Raw genomic sequence first — 20,834 nt, 5'->3', positions numbered from 1 at the left:
CTACATAGACACCGTTCAAGTTCTCCCCGCGACAGGCTCTTACATCGTATACGCGGGATTGGAAAGTTTGACAGGCGGGCACAACAACGGTCAGATAAATCCGGGACAGAGCTACGACATGACCCTCTCGGTGACAAACATCGGCACCGTAAACGCAACGGGAGTGACGGGCTACCTGACGTCTTCAGACCCCTACATATCGCTTGATCCCGACACCGTGAACTTTGGCACCGTCAACGCAAACGACACGGTAGTCGGAGCTTCGCCGTTCGGCTTCGACATAGACCAGGGAACTCCCGACGGACAAGTAATACCCGTAACTTTGGTCTGCAAAGACGCCAATGACAGCACATGGAGCAGCGATTTCAACTTGACCGTCAACTCTCCTCTTCTCGGAATCGGCGGTTATTACGGACAAGCGATGATACTGCCAGGCGACGTCGTCCCTGTTGGAATAAAGCTTTACAACACCGGAAGCGGCACCGCCCACAACGTGCTTATAAAGATGAGGTCCCTCGACTCATACATTACATTCACGGATTCAACCCAGTCTGTCGCCTCGATAGCGCCAGGTGACTCTTTCTTCCAGAAAGGCGTGTTCTCGATGACCGTCAGTTCGAGTTGTCCGAACCCTCATTCGGCTCAAATGGTCTGCAACGCGGTGTCCGCAGACGGATGCACGCTCGTTGACACTTTCAACGTCGGTATCGGAAATCTTGTGTTTGTGGAAGATTTCGAGGACAAGGACACCGCCGACTGGACGTGGACAGGACCCGCGAGCTGGCACATATCCGTAAGAGACGCCCACAGCCCGACTCACTCTGTCTATTGCGGAGATGAAGCCACAGGCGTTCACGCCAACGGAATAGTAAACGCAAGAGCCGTCTCTCCCGAAATATACGTAAACGCCGGAGACACGATGTCTTTCTGGCACAGATATTACATGTTCGCGACATGGGACGGGGTTCAGCTGCAGATAAGCACAGACGGCGGATCAAGCTGGACGATGGTCACTACCGTGGAAGGATATACTTCTACGAACGGCGGATCCGGCAACGGATTTTCATCCGGAGAACCATACTGGTCAGGAGGACAGGGTACACCGTGGAATCAACAGCACCTTGTTTTCAATGTCACGGGCAATATAAGGCTCGGTTGGAAATTCGGGAGCACTACTGTGGTCGCCTACGAGGGATATTTCTTCGACGACATAAATATGGGAATCGCCTCGGGACTCGGGGTAGAGGAGCAGGAAAACCCAGTCAATGGTCCTGTCGTGCAGTTTGCCCTCATGAGGGCGTATCCGAACCCGGTCAGGGGCAGAGCTGTCATAGGCTACAGCGTTGGTTCTGAGGTTCCTGTCAGACTGGCTGTCTACGACATATCGGGAAGACAGGTATCCGAGCTGGTCAACGCGGTTCAGGGGCCCGGAGTCTACAGGGTGGAATGGGACGGAAGGGACGAGAGAGGAACTTTGGTCTCATCCGGTACTTATTTCTACAGGATAGTCGCCGGTTCTTTCACCGACGCCAACAAGATAGTTGTAGTCAGGTAAAATTATTTAATAGAGGCTTCAAAAGCCGAAGCCAATAAAGATATTGAAGTCAAACCTTTCTGTTAGGGAGAGGCGGAAAAGTCTCTCCTCTTTCCAATAGTTGATACGAGGGAAAAAATTTTAACTTATAATGCTGAAAGAGAAAATATTAAAATACTTTTCTTTACGTTTTTTATGAATTTATTTTCTCTTGATAAAGCTTGCGATGAAATTTTGGAAAGGCATTATTCCGTATCAATTCAAAATGGTGTCTATTCAAATGATTCTCTTAAACTTTCATACAGAAATATATTCGATTCCAACGGCGACAAAGTAGAAGACATAAAATACGACAACTTCTTTTCGTCCACGGGAAGACTAATAAAAAAATACATCCACTATTACGACGAAGAAGAGAGAAAAATAAGGCGTGAAATTTTCAATTCAGACATATTGACTATGTCAGTTGAATATTCTTACACGACCATTGGCGAAGATAGAATTCTTGTCGAAGAAAGGTTTTACAATCCTGATGGAGGCTTGGTTGAAACTGTATCCTATGAATTTGCATATGGAATAAACGGCAAGTGGATCTCAAAGATCATCTTTATCGATAGTGAGAGGTTGAAATTATTGAGAGAGAATATTTTTAAGTTTCTTTTTTGTAATCAGTATTAATCTCCAATTATCTTCATAACAAATGGCTTGCAAATATCATTTTAATATGTTATATATCAATTTGATATATATAATATTGTTATATTCGGAGGAAGAATGCAGGAAAAAATCATTTTGGGGTTTTTGATGGGGGGTGAAAAGACGGGTTATCAGATTAAAAAAGAAATGGAATCGAGCACTCAGTTTATTTTCAACACAAGCCCCGGCAGTATATACCCGGCTTTTAAAAAGCTGGAAAAGATGAAATTAGTCGAGGCCAGACAAATAATCCAATCTGGAAGGTTGAAAAATATCTATTATATAAAACCTACCGGAAGAGAAGCATTCCTCGACTGGATGAGATCTCCATCCTGCAAAACTCAAATATTTCTTTTGAAAATGTTTTTCTTTTCATTATTAGACAAAAAAAGCAGAGCTGAAACGACAGTTAACTTCCTGGAGTGCTTGAAAAAAGAACTTGCGGAACTAAAAAGTTTAGATAAAAAAATGGAGGATTATGACAACGACCCTTTTTCTATTCAGACATTGAAATACGGCATCGCTCATCTGACCTTTTTGGAGGAATGGTTCGAAAAATTTTCAAATAACTTGTGATTCAAGTAAGGAGAACGACAATGTCAACTACATTTATCAAAAATGTAATTTTATTCTGCTTTTTGAAAATCACTGCATTGCAGGCTTGCTCAACATTTTGCTTGAAGTCCCAAAATGAACTCATCTACGGTAGAAATTTCGACTGGATGGTCGGTGAAGGCTTGGTAATAGTCAACAAAAGGGGCATTGAAAAAACAGCCTTTATAAACGAGAACCCCGCCCACTGGACTTCAAAATACGGCAGCGTCACTTTCAATCTATACGGCAGAGAGTTTCCTATGGATGGAATAAACTAAGCTGGGTTGGTCATTGCCTGCCTGTGGCTTAAAGAAGCGGAGTATCCTGATCCCGACGACAGGCCTTGTCTGAATGACCTTCAGTGGATACAATACCAGCTCGACAATTTCAGCACTGTCGAAGAAGTGGTCAACAGCGACCTTAGTTTACGTATTGATCCCGGGTCTGTGCCCCTTCACTTTCTTGTTTGCGATAAAACCGGTGCCTGTGCGACTGTAGAATATTTAGATAAAGAACTTGTCTACGACTATATGGTGGGTTCTCATAAAGCGCTTACAAACGACATCTATAAATACTCACTGGATTATTTCACGGCATACGGGAGTATGTTCGGCAACGAGAACAATCTCATGTTTTATGAAGATTCAGTGGAAGACCTTTCACTAGCGGCTTTTTGTATCCTGATGAATAGATTGAAGGGTTATTCCCCTGATAATTTCGTTTCGGTTATTGACTTCGCTTTCAACTTGTTGAAAAGTGTTAAATACGGTGATTTCTCAAAGTGGAGCATTGTCTATGACCTTGAAAACATGAAAGTTCATTTTTTCACATCTCAATCCGAAGAAATCAAATCCATTGATTTAAAAGAATTAGACTTTTCAGCGACTACACCTGTTCTTATTATGGACATAAACGAAACCTCTGAAGGCGAAGTAAACGAAAAGTTCTCCAAATACACCATAGAGGCTAACAGAGCTCTCATCGAAACCGCTTATAGGAGCACCCCTTTCCTGAAGGACACCCCCTCTGAAATACTCGATCTGATATCTGAATATCCGGAAACAACAAAAGAAACAGAGCCTTAATTATATTATTTTTAAAATACTTTTCTTCATCAAAATAACCACTTTAAGACGAGATCATCACCCATAATAATATCAGTTTGATTTACGGAAAATATATACGATAATTTCTTGCCAATGATTGTATTAAATTTTGAAAGGAGAAAATATGAGGTTTTTAAAAGTGTTCTGCTTTTTGGCTTTTTTTTCAACGCTGCTTTTCGCCCAGTCATCGGATTGGGGAAACGACGTCAGGATAATGCAGGGCGAGATAACCTCTTTCGACTGCGACTACTTATCGGACGGGACCATGTTCGCTGCGGTTCAAAAAGACACCGTTGTCATGTCTCCCGACAGCTATCCTGTAATTCTATACAGATCGACAAACCACGGAGGGAGTTGGCATGTTTTCGACACGATACAATCATTGGGTAAATACGAAAGGATGAAACTTCTCTCCAGCGAACTCGGGGACGATTACCTTTTCATCTTTTGCTTCAACTTCAACGGAATGTTCAACAGACTCTGCGTTCAGAGGTACAACTTGACGGCTCATACCCTTCAATCAAGCGAATTGATTGACGCTTGGGCATGGCCTAACAGTTTCGACGCGACTTTATACGAACATAACGGAGATTCAACTATATCTGTTATATTCTGGAGTGAGGATTCACAACTGCAAATAAGACACAGTGATAACAGAGGAATTACATGGTATGGCACTTGGTTCATCAACGCGCAGGGAAGAGCTTTTGATCCCGATGTTTCTATATGCCGGGGGCCGAGAAACGAAATCTACACGGCTTGGTCTGCCAGTGTTCAATCGCAGGAAAGAGACTCTTTGAACCTTTATGGGCAAATTTGGGACGCGAACACAGGCGGATCTATAGGGGACACATTCATCATAGCAGACCAAAACAAGGCCTGTGTCCAGCCCCGAATAGCCTGTTCCAACGACCCTAACAATCCGGCGTTATGGTGCGCCTACACTTATGAGTTCGATTTATACCAAAACGACCTTGATGTCTACGTCGCTTCTGTTAAAACTCCGGACAGCGCTGACTACGGATGGGCCCAGACCAGCATATCTGTCTCATCTCAAATGGAATCCGGTCCAGACCTTAGATTTTATAAATCTTACGGAAACATGTATGTAAACATGACCTACCTCTACCACAACCTGGCTAACGACTCCACAAAGATCTTCTGGGGTTGGGCCTCCGGATCAAATCACGTTCACTGGAATTTTCACACGACTTTTATAAACGACCACCCCAGTCATTACATCCCAAACGGGACAAGTCCCAAAATATGCTATTCACCAGGAGCCACTGGCTCAGGAAGCGCGGTGATGTATTCAGGTTACCTCGAAAATGACCTCTGGATAGACGCTCCATGGACACTCTGTGTCGAAGAAACACCAGAAAATATACCCATTGGCGATTTTAGGGTTTTCCCCTCAGTCATCAGATCTAATTCTTCAGTGTTTCTGGTCCTTCCCCTGGACTGCATTTACAAATCAGTTATCTTCGACATCACAGGAAGACCTGTTCAACAATCAGGCGAAATACAAGGAACCAAAGGAGTTAATTCCATTGAAATCGACAATCTTCCCTCCGGAATTTATTTCCTCGAAATAAACCAGGCAGAACAGATACCCCTGAAAACGAGAATCATGGTTATCTGACTAAGAGTTAGATATTAGCTAATCAGATAAGCACGCCAGTTCGTCAAGATTTTTTATGACGAAGCAGGCGTGTTTCTTTCTTTCATTTATAAGATGAGGCCATCTTTTTTCAATAAAACCGGTTATCATAACAGTTTCAATACCCATGTTCACAGCACCCTGAAGCTCTTGGCTCCCGCCGTCTCCGATGAACAGACATTCTTCCTTGCTCACACCGAGTTCCCTCATGCACAACTCGTATATCTCTTTTTCAGGTTTCATATAACCCACTTGGCAGGAAAATATCGGGATATCTATGAATTTTTTCAAAGGCGATTCTTCCCAGCCAGTCATTTCTAAGATATCGGCGTTGCTAATCAAGCCGATTTTTTTTCCCCCCTCTTTGAAGATTTTCAAAGACTTCATGGTCACTTCAGGAACTTCCCTGAAAGCCTTTTCAAACCTTCTCCTTCTGTGCTCAAGAGCTGTCTCAATATATTCTTTTTCTATTGTCGGTTTTAAGGCTCTGATCATTTTCTCCATGATTTTAAACGGATTTTTTTCTTTTCCCTTCAACTTGTCGTCAACGTCGGAAAACAACTGTCGCTCCCAATCATCACGCGATACTCCTATTATTTCGTGAGTCGCTCTGAAATCGCTTCCGCTGTCTTCAAGACAAATAAGGGTGTGGAATAGGTCGAATATCAAAGCTTTCTTCAACAGATACGTTTGATGAAGATCCTTGGGCAATTTTCTCTCCTTTTAAAAATATACGAGCTGGTTTATACTTTCTATTTTAAAACATGGACAACCAAAACAAAATAATTTCTGTCGATTTGACCAATGGTTCGATACTCCCTAAAATAATCAAAGTTGCCCTCCCAGTCATAGGCACTTCCATCATACACCTTGCATACGGTGTGACCGATATGCTCTGGATTGGCAAACTCAGCAGCGAGGCTGTAGCGGCAGTCGGAACAGCGAGTTTTTTGGTATGGCTCGGGTTTTCCTTCATACTCGTATCCAAGGTCGGAGCGGAGATATGGGTGGCTCAGTCTATAGGCAGGAACGATTTTGACTCCGCGGTAAATTACGCGAGAAATGCGCTTCAAATAAATCTGATATCAGCCGTTTTCTATGGTTTGTTCATCTTTTTCTCTAGAAAATATTTTATCGCGTTTTACGGATTCGAAAGACCCGACGTTGTGTCCGGGGCTGAAATTTATGCCGCAATAATTTCCTTTGGTACGATTTTCATGTTCGTAAATCCTGTTCTTTCGGGAATTTTTAACGGCACAGGAAACAGCAAAACGCCTTTTGTCATAAATTCAATCGGAATAATCGCGAACATTGTGTTGGACCCTTTCCTGATATTCGGACTTCTTGGTTTTCCTAAACTCGGTGTAGCAGGAGCGGCATTGTCGACAATTCTGTCTCAAGCGCTTGTCACTTTGATTTTCGTTGTCTACATGAGGTTGAAAAGAATTCCTTTTAAAAAATTCCAGTTTTTCAAAAAAATGTCGATAAAACACATCACCGGAATCGTCAAATTCGGCTCCCCAGTCGCTCTGCAATCCATGTCCTTCACTCTGATCGCGATTTTACTCGCCAGAGTAGTGGCAAGATACGGCGCGCTTCCAATCGCGGCACAGAAAATTGGAATTCAGGTAGAAGGCATTTCGTATATGACTGCCAGCGGCTTTTCAACTGCCCTTTGCGCATTCACGGGTCAAAACTTCGGAACTCTGAAATGGAACAGAATAGTCAAAGGTTATTCTGAATCCCTTGTGCTGATGACGGGAATTGGTATTATATCATTTGCCGTTCTTTTTTTCTTTCCTGACCGGATAATGTCCTTTTTTGTAAAAGACGCAGAAACCATAAATCACGGGGTTTCTTATTTGAAGATACTGTCCTTTTCGCAGATTTTCATGTGTTTCGAGATAACATCGGCAGGAGCGTTCAATGGAATCGGGAAAACACTCCCCCCTTCGATAGTGTCAATTATTTTCACCGGTCTTCGCATACCCGCCGCCTATTTTCTTTCGGAAAAGTTTCTGGGGTTGGATGGAGTATGGTGGAGCATCAGCGTAAGCAGTGTCTTTAAAGGTATCGTCTTGATGTCTTGGTTTATATTTTTGATTTTAAAACAACACGAAATTCAAAAAAGGGATTTTATACCTTCGCTGATCTACAGGTGGAACGCTAAATATTTTAAAGACAAATTACAAATCTGAATGATTTCGCTCGTTTTGAATTATTTCGTTGAAAATCGGTAAAAGCCTTTTTCTCGCTTCGTCGGTGTATACTTTATTCGACATGGTGTCTTGAAGGGTGTCAAGGGGTTCCAAAACTATGTATTCCCATGCTGGATTTATCTCTCTCAGAGAAAATCCCTCTGAATAGCTGTAGTGCAACTCAACCCTATGCCCTGTGTCGAGAAGAGCGTAAAAGTTCTCCGCAAGTGGATTTCTTATACAACCGTGGCTTCCCTGCCTTCCCAACCTCCACCATGTACCGGAAAGAGGTGCGTGGGTGCCGTTTATTGTTCCGTGAATTTCTTGGAATCCGAGCCAGTACCTCATGGGAGCTCTGTTGAGCACAAAATAAGCCACCGGGCTTTTTGAGAATATTCTGCAGTGCTCAGCTTTCGTCCAGTTGTCTTTACCAGTGGACACTGTTGTCCAATACCTCGGTCTCGCGCCTTCCCAAAGAATTGCGCACTGAATATTCCAATCGCAAAAAACCTCCATCCATCTCTCAGAATATAGGGTCAGCATAAATTCTTCCTGCCGATCTCCGCGTTTTACGACTATTCTTAAAGGGGAATAATCAATTCCGTTGAAAGGAATCTCGAATTGTCCTCCTTTGACGTCAAAGTACATTCGGAAAGAATCGGTGCAAGTATAAATCGAGACTTCTGTAGAGCCTTGAGAACGCAGGGAAGAAACGTCGAGAATCTCGTCTGGTGTCAGAGGTTTAACTTGGAAAGCGGCGTAACTTGGAACCGTACAAATTGGATGCGGATATATCAGCTCGGATTGGATTATATCTCTTCCGTAAAAGACAGACCTTTTGAATCCGCCGTCTTCCGTTTGAAAACTTGTTACTCTTATAGGGCGGTTTGTCCCAGTCTGAGAGGCGGTGTAGTTACAGGAGATTAGAGCTAAAAGGAAGAGTTCGAGGAAGACAAAAAAAACACCGAAAACCAGAATCTTGATTCTGGAACTCATTGGGTAAGTCTATTGAGATTTATTGACTTTTCCTGCTTTTATGCAAGAAGTACAAACCAACAATTTTACGGTTTTCCCTTTTTGATCTAACACTTTGATCTTTTGTAGATTCGGGAGGAATCTTCTCTTTGTTCTATTGTTCGCGTGGCTGACATTGTTTCCAACGCTCGGTGCTTTCCCGCAAATTTCACATTTATATGACATATTATCTCCTGTTTTATATTAAATCGGAAGATTTTTTCACGTAGATCAAATCTTGTCAAGTTTTTTTAACTATTTTATACTTTTTTATCTTCTCGAGCAAGGATCTGTAGCTTATGCCGAGTGTTTTTGCGGCTTCCGTTCTGTTCCATCCGGTTTTCTTGAGAGCTTTTACAATAATTTCTCTCTCTCTGTCCATGACCGCTCTGTGAATATCAGACTCTCTTTCCTTTTCCGGTATAAAAATCTTTTCAGGGTCTATAACTCTTCCGCCCGAAAGTATCATGGCTCTCTCCATTACATTTGACAGTTCTCTGACGTTTCCAGGCCAATCATGGGAGACAAGCCTGTCAAGAACAGGACTCGGAATTTCATCATCGAAATCTCTTTCAAGTTTTGAAGCTATTTTGCCTATCAGGTATTTCGCTATGCTTGAAATATCTTCAGGCCTGTCTCTGAGTGGCGGAACTTCTATAGGAAAAACCGAAATTCTGTAAAAAAGGTCTTCCCTGAACCTCCCTCTTTTTATCTCTTCGCTCAGATTTTTATTTGTCGCTGAAATTATTCTTGTGTCAACTTCTATCGGCGTCGAACTTCCAAGCCTTTGCACTTTTTTTGTCTCGAGTATTCGCAATATCTTTGCCTGTGCTTCATCCGAAAGATCGCCTATTTCGTCTAAAAATATCGTGCCTCCGTGAGCTGATTCGAATTTTCCTGTCCTCGCTCTTTCCGCCCCGGTGTACGCCCCCGCCTCGGCTCCAAAAAGCTCGCTCTCGACGAGTTCTTTCGGCAGGGCGGCGCAGTTTACAGGGATAAAAGGCGCTTTTGCCCTTTTGCTGTTTAGGTGAATATAACGGGCGACAACTTCTTTTCCCGATCCTGTTTCACCCGAAATCAAAACTGTACTGTCTATTTTCGCGACATCCCTGGCGAGCTTAAGTACATCAAGCCATAGTTTTGATGTCCCCACCGTTTCAGACATTTCCATCGGATTCTCTTTTCCAACAGCAGAAAGGGAAATCTCTCTTTGCAAAATTTGAAGCAATTCCATGGGTTCAAAAGGTTTTGTGACAAAGTCTTTCGCGCCTTTTTTTATAGCTGAAACCGCCACTGGTATGTCTCCGTAAGCGCTCATCATGATGACTATCAGGTCTTTTTTTGAATTTCTGATAAAATCCAGGATTTCGAGTCCGTTCCCGTCAGACAGTCTTATGTCGATAACAGCCGCTTGAAAAAACTCCCTGTCAAGAATGTTTTTTGCAGTTTCGACGCCATCCGTTTCTGAGACAACAAAATCGTTTTCCTTGAGGAAGTTACTCAGAGCTATTCTTAAATTTTTCTTGTCTTCAACAATTAAAATTTTACTCACCGCAGCTCCAGGACATCGTAACTTTCAAACCTCCATCAAAGTTTTTTATTTCAAGAGATCCCTTGTGCATTTGCATTATTTTCTCGACAATAGAAAGTCCCAAGCCGATCCCTTCCTTTTTTGAAGAAAAAAATGGAGCTTTGATTTTTTCCAAATCTTCATCATTCATCCCTCCGGCCTTGTCGGTGATCTCGATTCTCTGCCAGCTGTTCAGTTTATCAGCTTTGACTAAAATTTCCGATTCCCTGTTTCTTGAAGCTTCAACGGAATTCTGCAAGACATTTATTAGAGCTCTTCGGATCAAATCTCTATCACCCATGAACATGAAATGTCTGATGTCTGTTTTGAAATTCCAATTGTAGTATTTTTTTATTTCATCCGTCATTTTTTTCAGGTCGAATTCGGCGAAAGATTTATCTTTTTTCCGGGCGAGCTCAGAAAAATTTTCTATTATACCAACCAGGGATTTGGTTTCTTCGAGAAGCATTTTCGCGTTTTCGTCGCTTTGCTTCTGGTATATAGCGCTCGCTAAAGCGATCAGGACTCCGGCGGAGTTTCTGAATTCATGAGACACCCCTGCAGATATTTCGGACAGAGAAAGCATTTTTTCCCTCGTCGACAGCATTCTCTCGAGCAGGACAGTGTCTGTAATATCGTAAAAAACGGCGACGGCTCCGACTATTCTCTCTGATTCGAGGACAGGCGAAACAATTTCATCAATTATCCTTCCTCTGATTTCCAGTCTCGATTTGGTTGATTTTTTATCCTTCAGACAGTCGAATATCGCGCTTTTTATATTTTCTCCAACCCGAGAATTTATTAAATTTCCGCTCAGTTCATGTTCTCCCGAGATATTAAAAAAACCTTGATTTGCTTGTATTATGTTGGCTTCAGCATCGACGTCAATTATTCCAGCTTCAAGACTTTGAATCACTGCTCGGCTTCTCAGAGCGAGATCCCTCGCTTTGTTTTTTTCCGCCGAATACAGATTTTCAAGTTCATTTTTCTTTTCTTCGAGATCGTTGATGATGCTTCTCATATTTTCTATGAGTTCCTCAGGCTCCGGTGAAGTACCAGTGAGGTCTCCCATGATTTTAAAAGGTTTCATCACATTCTCTCTGGTGAATAAAACGACCGAGATAAGCGATAGGACAACTATACCCGCAAGAGCTGCGATTATTGTATTTTTGTAAAAGTTGATCTTTTCAAAATCCTCAGCGCTTCTACCGAAGTAAATTTTACTCCCGTCGGGCAGGTTGACGCTTGAGACAAAGGCATTTTCACCGATCAAGAGTGAACTGTCCTTGGATATAAAATCGAAATAAGATCTCCCAAAAGAGAGATCATCGGAGCCTGTTTCGACTAAATATCTTTCAAGGGTCTCCATTTCGGCGTCGATTGAAAACGAAATTGATTCTCTCGCTAAAGCGATTGATCTGTCAATCAGAACGACAGAAGCGACACAAGTAAGAGAAAGCCCGGCGGTTATTACTATAATAAAGAATCTTATCCCGGACGCATATTTCACTTTTGCAATCTATTTCAGATCCTTGACGAGGTCTATAACTTCCCATGGGAAACCTTCGTTTTCCCTCCCGAAATGGCCGTAGACGGAGGTATTCCTGTAAATCGGTCTCGTCAATTTAAACCTCTGGATTATACCTTGAGGTGTCAAATCCACAATCTCCTGAATTTTTTTCGCTATTTCCTCATCTGGGGTCTTACCCGTGCCGAAAGTCTCTATGAAAACAGATACCGGCCTCGCGATTCCGATGGCGTAGGCAATCTGAATCTCACACTTTTCTGCCAAACCTGCCGCGACGACATTTTTAGCCAGATAACGGGCCATGTAAGCTCCGCTTCTGTCGACTTTGGTCGGGTCTTTACCGGAAAAAGCTCCCCCTCCGTGTCTTGCGTATCCTCCGTATGTGTCGACCATTATCTTTCTACCCGTAAGACCGGAATCCGCTGCTGGACCGCCGTTTACAAACTTACCCGTAGGATTGATGAATATTTTCATGTCATTGTCGATCATTTCCATTGGTAGAGTTTTAAATATAACTTCGTTTCTAATAAAATCATCCAACTCCGCTTTTTTGAAATCAGCACTATGCTGGGTGCTCACGACTACCGTATCTATGCGCACGGGTTTTCGTTCTTTGTTGTATTCTACCGTCACCTGAGATTTTCCGTCGGGCCAAACCCGGCATCCTTTTGTGGTCTTTCTAACCTCGGCTAATCTCCTGGTCAATTTATGAGCGAGCATTATGGGAAGGGGCATCAGCTCTTTTGTTTCTTTGCAAGCGAAACCGAACATCATTCCCTGATCTCCTGCTCCGCCGGTGTCCACGCCAGTCGCGATGTCCTGGGTCTGATTGTGAATTGAAGACATCACCGCGCAAGATTCATAGTCAAAACCGTATTTCGGGTCATCGTATCCGGCTTCCATGACCACTTTTCTTGCTATCTGTTGAAATTCGACATAAGCCGATGTCGTTATTTCTCCGACTATCATTATAAGACCCGTGGTGGTCAATGTCTCGCAGGCGACCCTGCCATCATGATCTTTGGTGAGAACGCCGTCCAATATTGCGTCTGAAATTTGATCGCACAGCTTGTCAGGGTGTCCCTCCGTAACGGATTCAGATGTAAAAAGATATTTTTCCATTGTTCCTCTCTTTAAAATATGACTTCAGAATTTTTGCAAATCTGGATTTTTTTGAAATGACCTTCTATTCTACTGTTGTCGCCTACAATAGATCTTTCGAGAAGCGAGTCGGAGATTACAGAATTCATGCCTATGATCGCGTCTCTGATTACACAGTTTTTTATCACGCAATTTTCCCCCACATCGACGTTTGGGCCAATAACCGAGTTTTGTATCACCGCCCCTTTGGAGATAAAAACTGGCTCCAAGACCGAGCTTGTAGGGATTGAATGCCTTTGGGTGTTTTCACCGAGTAAAAAAGCTTGAGTCGAAAGCAGGGTCTCCGGTTTTCCGCAGTCAAGCCACTGATCGATACCGAAAACGCCTATTCTTTTACCATCTTCGACCATTTTTTCAAGCGCGTCAGTAAGCTGAATTTCTCCCGATGTTTTTTTTCCGCTTTCGATCAAATGACGCAAGGAATTGTACAGATCGTGGAAATCTCTAATCCTGTATAATCCCACTATTGCCAAATTTGAAGTGGGATTCGCCGGCTTTTCGACCAGTCTTTTCACGGTTTTGTCTTCATTTAATTCCACGACCCCGAAACGTCTAGGATCCTGGACCTGAGCCACACCGATTGAATTTCCTGCAGATTTTACAACCTGTTTGAGGTCGAATCTGAATATGGTGTCGCCAAGGATTATCAAAGTGTCCTTGTCGCTGTCTCCTGTTATGTAAACAGCGTGACCGAGCCCCAGCATTTCTTGTTGATCTACAAAAAGAAGCTTGAATCTTTTCTCATACCTGGAAAGATATTTTTTTATGATTTCACTCTTGTATCCGACTACGATGACGACCTCTTCCGGTTCGATCTTTTCCGCGATATCCATAATATGCGCGATCATCGGTTTTCCCGCTAACCTCAACAGCACTTTGGGCAACGTGAAAGTGTGGGGTTGAAGCCTCTTTCCGACTCCAGCGGCCGGAATCAAAACCCTCATCTTTGTGCCCCGGAGATCATAAATGATTTCAGCTTGTCGATAGCGGAAATGGGCAAAGGATCAACATCCAAAAACTCAGCCAAAAAATAGCTGTAGAGGTCGCCACAGACAAGAGATTCCACGTAGGAGGAAAAATAATCCTCCCCTGCGAGCTCGATCTCGAAAAAGGTAAAATTTTCAGCCATTTCTTTCATAAGGGCTGAAGTTCCTTGACGCCTCTTTTGATTTTTTTCATCATCCGATATTTTCTGGACGAGATAAATGAAAACTGAATTCTCGGGCACCCCGCCGACGACAAAATTATGATTCATCTCCGGTAGCCATAACCCTTGCGCTCTTTTTTTTGAATTTTCGTTTATCTGGCATACCCACCTGTAGGAGACGCTTTTCATCTTTTCCGGGGCGATAATGTATAAGTTGGAACCAAAGGTTTTTTGGGCCAATTCTTTAATCTCTCTTTTTCTCTCTTCAAGAACAGAAACCGCACTGGAGACAGCCCTTTCAAGCTTATCCGCCATCGAATAAAAAACACCGGCTTTTTCACAGATACTCAGGGATATTCCCAGCATCTCGGGCAAATCGGCTCTCGGCGCTCTTCCCTCCTGAAGCGGAAGGTTTATAAAATTGTTTGCACCAGCTCTTTGAGCGAGTTTTCCTCCCGACGACATGCTGATCAACCTAACCCTTTTTAAAACAGCCTTGTCAAACGACTCAAGCGTTTCCTCTGTGTTTCCTGAATAACTCACGGGTATAAAAAGGTCGTCTTCTGAAATCCAATTAGGCAACGAGTACCCCCCTGAGGAGAACACTGGCTTGGAACCCATTTCAGAAGACATATCAGCCATTATTTTCCCAACCATCCCGGATCCGCCCATACCCCAAAAAATGACTGAACCAATGCCGGTTAACTCTAATTCGCCGGTTTTAAAATACCCCTTTTTTAAGTCCACGGGCCAAGCGTTGATCCAGTCCCACATAATCTTATTACCCTGATAAGCCAACCTTCACCGTCCTTTTAACGTATTGTTTGACATCTTCAGACGAATCCATTGCCAGAACCTCCGAAGCTATCTCATCGAGTTCTTTCTTTGTCCATTGTCTGATATAGTGTTTTGTGACTGCTACTTTTAAAGCCGAAACGCTTAAATTTTTAAGCCCGAAACCTACAAAAACAGCCGCCGCAAAAGGATCTCCCGCGGATTCTCCGCAAATGCTGATCTCTTTTTTTGCTTTGTTGGCAATGTCGATTGCCCTCTTCACAAGCTGAAGAACTCCCGGGTGCATATGATCCCAGATATACCCGACTTGAGGGTTGTCTCTGTCCACAGCGAGAGTGTACTGCGTGAGATCGTTCGTTCCGATCGAAAAAAAATCAACATAAGGCAGAAATTTTTCCATCATCAATATCGATACAGGAGTTTCAAGCATGATGCCAAGCTGAGGTTTCTTTGAAGGAGCTTCATTCCCAAGTTCATCCATAGCCTCATCTGTTTTCTCGATAAACTCTTTTACCTCATTCACAAGGGAGACCATGGGAAGCATAATTTTCACCGGTCCGTATGCCGAAGCTCTCAAAAGAGCTTTTAATTGGGGAAGTATTAATTCTTTGTAATTTTCGTGCATTAGTCTAATTCCTCTGTAACCGAGAGCGGGATTCATTTCTTCCCTCCATATTTTCCGGTGGCTCTCGAGATAAAACGGTATTTTATCCGACCCCAAATCCGCGATTCTGAAAATTACCGGCAAGCCGTTCATCATCGAAATAACCTCTTTGTATATTTTAAACTGCTCCCTGTGAGTCGGTAAATAATGCGGGTTATCCAGAAAGATAAACTCCGTTCTGTAAAGGCCTATTCCTTCAGCTCCCTGTTCAACAGCTTGGGTAATCTCAGAGACAATTTCAATATTCGCCATTACTTTGACTTTAAAGCTGTCTTTGGTCTCGGCTTTATTTTTCGCTTTTTTCAATATTATCGTCTTGTATTTTCCGTTCCATACCTGAAGTCTTTTGTATGCCTTTATTCTGAACTCGGAGGGGTTCAAGACAATTTTGCCGCATCCCCCCTCCATTCCCACAACATCGTCGTTTTTGGCTGTTTCAGTAATTTTTTTTGCGTTGACTATAACCGGTACACCGAGGCTTTCGGACAATATCACTGCGTGAGAAGTCTTTCCTCCGAATTCCGTGATAATTCCGGATACCTTGCTTTCAAAAAGGTAAATTATCATGGAAGGCGCCAGTATATCGCAGATGAAAATAAACGGTTCATCAGGATTGGCTATCGATAGATGGAAATTTTCCGAATCTGAAAGACCTGAAAAAATCAAATTGCCAACGTCTTTGATATCTTCGAATGTCTGTTTTAATTTTTTGGCCAATTCATCTGTAACAGTCCAAATAGCTTCACCGGCGGTAATCTGTTTTTCCTCAATAAGTTTTTTGATCGCTCCAATATATGATTCGTCTTCAAGAAGAAATGACTGAAACTCGAATATTCCGAGGTGGTAATTACTCGTCCTGCCTGTCAATCGAGATCTGTGATGGTTCAATGTCGCCTTAGCCTGCGATACCGAGCGCAGCAGTTTTCCGATTTCTGTTCCTACTTGATCGGATTCAATTCTAGGGCGGGACACGAACTCCTCGCGCTTTTTAAGTATTTTATAGACGTTAGACTTGCCTATAGCTACACCGGCGCTGACTGGTATTCCTTTTAAGATTTTTTCCTTTTTCTGTGTCATTCTATTTCTTCGTCAAAACCTCTCGCGAAAATTTCTTCAATTTCACCCATGCACTCCTTTTCCCCTTCTCCAACCGTTTCAACTGATATCTCTGTCCCTTTTGGAGCGGCAAGAATCATCAGGTCGAGAACGCTCTTCCCGTTGACCCTCATTCCGTCCTTTTCGAAAAATACATCGCAGTCATAAGCATTCGCTATTTTTACCAAAACAGCGGCAGGTCTGGCGTGAATCCCGAGTTTGTTGACGATTTTTAAAACTTTTCTCATCGAGAAACTATGCCGCCGTCCCTCCTGTCGAAAAACATCGCGTCTTCCGAGCTGATTTCGACTCCAACTAAATCTCCGCTTTTTATTTTCAAAGGTTTAAAAATTTTTGAAACAAGTTTTAATCCGTCTTTGACAAGATAAACAAGCGTTTCCGCCCCCATTCTCTCGACGAGTTCAACACTCATCCTTTCACCGTGGGTTTGATCCTCGAACACTTTCAGTTTCTCAGGTCTTATTCCGAGCACCATGTCCGCGTAATCTGCGTCAGGTTGAAAGTTTTTGAGTAAATCTTGCAAATTTTTGACGCGCACAATTCCGTCTTCAACAACTATGTTTTCTATGAAATTCATCGAAGGTGTACCTATGAATTCAGCGACGAATTTATTCTCGGGCTTTTCATACAAGTCCATTGGAACCCCAGTCTGATAAATTTTCCCGCCCAAACCGTTTTTTTTGTCGGATTTCATAACCGCGATTCTGTCTCCCATGGTCATCGCTTCTGTCTGATCGTGTGTGACATACAACATCGTCACCCCAATTCTCATGTGGAGTTTGGTGATTTCGCTTCTCATCTGAACTCTCAATTTCGCGTCTAAATTTGACAGGGGTTCGTCAAAAAGGAAAAGCTTCGGATGCCTCACTATAGCTCTTCCAAGAGCCACTCTTTGTCTTTCTCCGCCCGAAATTTCTTTTGGATATCTGTCAAGTAAATCTCCAATTTCGAGCAACCCCGAGGCTTCCGACACCCTCTCGGAAATTTCTTTTTTTGAAAATTTTCTCATCTTCAGGGCAAAAGAAAGATTGTCCTTAACCTTCATGTGAGGATACAAGGCGTAATTCTGGAACACCATAGCGATATCCCTCTCGGACGGCTCCCTGTCGTTTATTTTTTTCCCCTCCAGAAAAATCTCGCCGGAACTCGGAGTTTCGAGTCCGGCGACTATTCTCAACAAAGTAGATTTACCGCAACCGGAAGGCCCTACAATTACGAGCAGTTCGCCTTTTTCCGCTTCGAGGTCAACAGGTTCTAATGCCCTGGTTTTTGAAAAAACCTTACTTACATTCTTCAGTGAAAGATAAGACATTTTTCAAGAGATAAGCCTCAAATCATTTTTCTGCTTCTCCCTCAACAGTCTCCTTTTCTTTTTTATCTTCCTCTTTCTCCTCTTCTTTTTCTTCTTCATCCAAATCTTCGTCTTCGTCGTCTATAGACCATTTCTTTTTTGTCTCAAGAAGATTTCTGTCGTCCTTAATTTTTACGAGCACTACATAGATAAGGGTTTGTCCAACGCTGAAAATCGAAAGTTTCAGAGAAAGAATAGAGAGCATGACGAGGTATAGCAGAACGGCTAGGATTATTCCTCCTACCATCGGTCCGATGCCGACCAAACTATTCATTGGCCATACCTGCACCGATCCTGGAAACATTTTGGCAAAAATATTGTACAAATGGGAGGGTATCATTGGAGGAAGAGAAGGCAGGGTGCTTCTCGCCACGTTCCACACCTGGTTCCACCAGACTTGGCCATTTGGAATATCCATAGCTAACTTCAACAAAGTCAGGGTGAATTTTATGGCGAAAGAATATATCAGAACTCCCGTAGTCATAATGGCGCCGTTTAAAAATTGCCACACCACGAATCTCCACGTCTGTTCATTGGCAACGCTGAAAACCTCAAAAAGAGTGTCAAAACTGTCGCCGTTTGTCACGACCGATATCGTCGGAGAAGTCAGAAGGGAGACAACCCAAACCAGTATAAGATACACGATAAAGAAAGCTCCAAGGAAAAGAAAAACTGATAGTAAACCTACAATCCAAGGACCGGCTACGGGAATTTTCCCCATCAGACCAAAAAGAACTCCCACCGCGAAAAGAAACGCTATGAACACGGCCAGAATTATTGGCGAAAGGAAAGAGCTCTTCCAGAGTTTCAGGGAATCTTTATAGGCTTTACCCACTTCGTAAAATTCATCGCCTCTGAGTTGTTCAAAGGTGATTTTGGAAACTGCTGAAATCGTCAACGCCATTATGAACCAGGACAAAAGTGCTCCGACCGCCCATATAATCCAGGAATACCATGGCATAGACATTCCGAAAGGTATCGGCGCCAGCCTCTGAAAAGTCCAAATCCTGTCGAAAGGCACCCCGGCTATGCTCATGGAAACATAAGTAAAAACGTTGTAGACTACAGTCAAAATTACAAGTCCTATCATACCAGCGCTCATTTTCTTGAAGCTGAAACCAAGCCTTCCGGCGCGAAAGATATCCTTGTAATTGAAATTCAATTTAATCACCCTCTCCTCCTTATTTATTTTTATGATTAATTTCTTTCAATGTATATTATATTAAATCGGAATTTTTCTCAAGAAAATCGTTGCCTACGCCTATTTGTATATTTCTGAATCTTGCGGGTGAAGAGCCGTGAGACATTTCCGCGCTCTGTCCGGGTTGACCTTTTCCGCAATTTCTGACACCCCATAGTTTCCATTCTTCGGGACCAGCTATACGGTCGCAAGAATTCCAAAACTCGACTGTCGAACTCTGGTAGTTGGCGTTTTTCAGAAGTTTGGTTTTCTTCCCCTTTTTTATCTCCCAAGCGGCTTCAACCCCGAATTGGAAATTCATCCGCATCTGATCTATCGACCAGCTTTTATTGGTGTCCATAAGTATGCCGTCTTCGGTATCTGAAATTATATCTTCAAGAGATCCTCTGTCGGGCATGAGGCTGAGATTCGCGATTCTTATAATGGGAATGTTGGAATATCCCTGTGCTCTGTTACAGCCCATGCTCTCGGGTTGATCTGTTTCGAAAGCTATTTCACGATTCGTCATATATCCTGAAAAAACACCGTTTTTTACTATATGCCATCTTTTCGCGGGGACGGCGTCGTCGTCGAACCTCGCGGTGGAAAGTCCTCCTGGTAGTGTGTTGTCAGCGACGAGGTTTACCTTTTCAGAGCCGTACCTGAGTTTTCCAACCTTTTCCATTGTCGCGAAAGATCTGCCCGCGTAGTTCGCTTCATATCCGAGTACTCTGTCCAATTCCGTCGCATGGCCCACTGATTCGTGTATCTGAAGGACCATCTGAGTTCCAGTCAATATTATATCTTTTCTCGCCGTAGGGCAGTTTTCAGCAGATAAAAGCGCTATAGCTTCATCTCTAACCCTGTCGGCGTTTTCGATCAATTCGAGCGAACCTACGAGTTCGTACCCCGTGGAAAGGTACTGCCCCCTGTGGGTGTTCGGAAAGGTTCTGACCTGCATCTCGTGGTCGCCCACCGCTACAGCTTGATATCCGGTGCCAGACCTTAAATATATCTGTTCGATAAAACTTCCCTCAGAAGTCGCCAGCCATTGGTGCTCTCTCCAGAATTCCATCATGCATATAGCGACTTTTATTTCCGGTTTTTTTCTCAGGATTGAATCTATCGCCATCAAAAGGTCCAGCTTTTCTGAAACCGGAACTTTGAACGGGTCTATGACGTAAGGCGTCATCCAAAATTCATCCCAGACCTTCTCCTTGGCGAGTTTCACTTTTCTCTGTCTGACTTTTGATGAATTTTTGGCTATCTCTACGGCAAGAGAGGCAATTTTATCTACCTGTTCGGGTTTAGTTCCGGACGAAGAGGCAAAGCCCCAAGATCCGTCGTAAAGCACCCTTATTCCAAAACCTTCGCTCTCATTATAATCAATCCTGCTCGGTTTTCCGTTTCTCGTCTCGAGCATTTCGGATTCATCCTGAATTATTCTTATGTCAGCGTATTCAGCGCCTTCTTTTTTAGCCCTTTCGATGGCTCTGTAAGCGAGTTCTTTCATCTTTCCT

Annotated in this window: 20 protein-coding genes; 7 read left to right on the top strand and 13 right to left on the bottom strand. The window is 43.1% G+C overall.

Annotated features, from left to right (window positions below; translation table 11 throughout):
- The 6 genes from JXL83_04435 to JXL83_04410 all read left to right on the top strand — a co-directional run.
- On the top strand, positions 1-1,555 hold a 1,555-nt coding region (locus JXL83_04435; protein ID MBN2363361.1), incomplete at its 5' end, for a choice-of-anchor J domain-containing protein.
- A 174-nt stretch (positions 1,556-1,729) separates the two neighbouring features.
- The gene (locus JXL83_04430; GenBank protein MBN2363360.1) at positions 1,730-2,212 is read left to right on the top strand and encodes a hypothetical protein; all 483 of its coding nucleotides are present in this window, start codon (positions 1,730-1,732) and stop codon (positions 2,210-2,212) included.
- Between the two features lie 96 nt (positions 2,213-2,308).
- Positions 2,309-2,806 (top strand): helix-turn-helix transcriptional regulator, encoded by a 498-nt coding sequence (locus tag JXL83_04425; protein ID MBN2363359.1) that lies wholly within the window; start codon positions 2,309-2,311, stop codon positions 2,804-2,806.
- A 20-nt stretch (positions 2,807-2,826) separates the two neighbouring features.
- Positions 2,827-3,102 (top strand): hypothetical protein, encoded by a 276-nt coding sequence (locus JXL83_04420; GenBank protein MBN2363358.1) that lies wholly within the window; start codon positions 2,827-2,829, stop codon positions 3,100-3,102.
- A gap of 6 nt (positions 3,103-3,108) precedes the next feature.
- Complete coding sequence (locus tag JXL83_04415; GenBank protein ID MBN2363357.1) at positions 3,109-3,909, top strand: linear amide C-N hydrolase; 801 nt, start codon at positions 3,109-3,111, stop codon at positions 3,907-3,909.
- 145 nt (positions 3,910-4,054) lie between these two features.
- Positions 4,055-5,572 (top strand): T9SS type A sorting domain-containing protein, encoded by a 1,518-nt coding sequence (locus JXL83_04410; protein MBN2363356.1) that lies wholly within the window; start codon positions 4,055-4,057, stop codon positions 5,570-5,572.
- A gap of 18 nt (positions 5,573-5,590) precedes the next feature.
- Here JXL83_04410 and JXL83_04405 read toward each other — a convergent pair whose 3' ends face one another.
- Complete coding sequence (locus JXL83_04405) at positions 5,591-6,301, bottom strand: HAD family hydrolase (GenBank protein MBN2363355.1); 711 nt, start codon at positions 6,299-6,301, stop codon at positions 5,591-5,593.
- A gap of 71 nt (positions 6,302-6,372) precedes the next feature.
- Between JXL83_04405 and JXL83_04400 the strand changes: the two genes are divergently transcribed.
- Positions 6,373-7,788, top strand: coding sequence for an MATE family efflux transporter (locus JXL83_04400; GenBank protein ID MBN2363354.1), 1,416 nt, complete (start codon positions 6,373-6,375; stop codon positions 7,786-7,788).
- On the opposite strand, the gene JXL83_04395 is transcribed toward JXL83_04400, so the two are convergent.
- Genes JXL83_04395 through JXL83_04340 form a run of 12 tightly spaced genes read right to left on the bottom strand, consistent with a single transcriptional unit; the run spans position 7,777 to position 20,827 of the window.
- Positions 7,777-8,784, bottom strand: coding sequence for a L,D-transpeptidase (locus JXL83_04395; GenBank protein ID MBN2363353.1), 1,008 nt, complete (start codon positions 8,782-8,784; stop codon positions 7,777-7,779). The two genes, JXL83_04400 and JXL83_04395, sit on opposite strands and share 12 nt — an antisense overlap.
- 9 nt (positions 8,785-8,793) lie before the next feature.
- Entirely contained in the window at positions 8,794-8,988 is a 195-nt protein-coding gene (locus JXL83_04390) for a 50S ribosomal protein L28 (protein MBN2363352.1), read from the bottom strand.
- Between the two features lie 55 nt (positions 8,989-9,043).
- The gene (locus JXL83_04385; protein ID MBN2363351.1) at positions 9,044-10,354 is read right to left on the bottom strand and encodes a sigma-54-dependent Fis family transcriptional regulator; all 1,311 of its coding nucleotides are present in this window, start codon (positions 10,352-10,354) and stop codon (positions 9,044-9,046) included.
- On the bottom strand, positions 10,347-11,882 hold the full coding sequence (locus tag JXL83_04380; GenBank protein ID MBN2363350.1) for a GHKL domain-containing protein: 1,536 nt from the start codon (positions 11,880-11,882) through the stop codon (positions 10,347-10,349). Before JXL83_04380 ends, JXL83_04385 begins: the two co-directional genes overlap by 8 nt.
- Before the next feature lie 9 nt (positions 11,883-11,891).
- Entirely contained in the window at positions 11,892-13,022 is a 1,131-nt protein-coding gene (locus JXL83_04375) for a methionine adenosyltransferase (protein MBN2363349.1), read from the bottom strand.
- 11 nt (positions 13,023-13,033) lie between these two features.
- Positions 13,034-14,005 (bottom strand): NTP transferase domain-containing protein, encoded by a 972-nt coding sequence (locus JXL83_04370; protein MBN2363348.1) that lies wholly within the window; start codon positions 14,003-14,005, stop codon positions 13,034-13,036.
- Positions 14,002-15,006 (bottom strand): SIS domain-containing protein, encoded by a 1,005-nt coding sequence (locus tag JXL83_04365; protein MBN2363347.1) that lies wholly within the window; start codon positions 15,004-15,006, stop codon positions 14,002-14,004. Before JXL83_04365 ends, JXL83_04370 begins: the two co-directional genes overlap by 4 nt.
- Positions 14,990-16,744, bottom strand: coding sequence for a phosphoenolpyruvate--protein phosphotransferase (gene ptsP, locus JXL83_04360; protein ID MBN2363346.1), 1,755 nt, complete (start codon positions 16,742-16,744; stop codon positions 14,990-14,992). The genes JXL83_04365 and ptsP overlap by 17 nt, the downstream gene beginning before the upstream one ends.
- Positions 16,741-17,010: an HPr family phosphocarrier protein gene (locus JXL83_04355; protein ID MBN2363345.1), complete on the bottom strand. Its 270-nt coding sequence runs from the start codon at positions 17,008-17,010 to the stop codon at positions 16,741-16,743. Before JXL83_04355 ends, ptsP begins: the two co-directional genes overlap by 4 nt.
- Positions 17,007-18,095, bottom strand: a complete 1,089-nt coding sequence (ugpC, locus tag JXL83_04350) for a sn-glycerol-3-phosphate ABC transporter ATP-binding protein UgpC (protein ID MBN2363344.1) — start codon at positions 18,093-18,095, stop codon at positions 17,007-17,009. The genes JXL83_04355 and ugpC overlap by 4 nt, the downstream gene beginning before the upstream one ends.
- A gap of 22 nt (positions 18,096-18,117) precedes the next feature.
- Positions 18,118-19,305 (bottom strand): hypothetical protein, encoded by a 1,188-nt coding sequence (locus JXL83_04345; GenBank protein MBN2363343.1) that lies wholly within the window; start codon positions 19,303-19,305, stop codon positions 18,118-18,120.
- 46 nt (positions 19,306-19,351) lie between these two features.
- The gene (locus tag JXL83_04340) at positions 19,352-20,827 is read right to left on the bottom strand and encodes a TldD/PmbA family protein (GenBank protein MBN2363342.1); all 1,476 of its coding nucleotides are present in this window, start codon (positions 20,825-20,827) and stop codon (positions 19,352-19,354) included.
- Positions 20,828-20,834: the final 7 nt, after the last annotated feature.

The organism is candidate division WOR-3 bacterium (assembly GCA_016934535.1).
Taxonomy (GTDB): domain Bacteria; phylum SDB-A; class SDB-A; order SDB-A; family SDB-A; genus JAFGIG01.
Note: the sequence above shows the minus strand (reverse complement) of the source record. Positions and strands in the feature narration are given on the sequence as shown.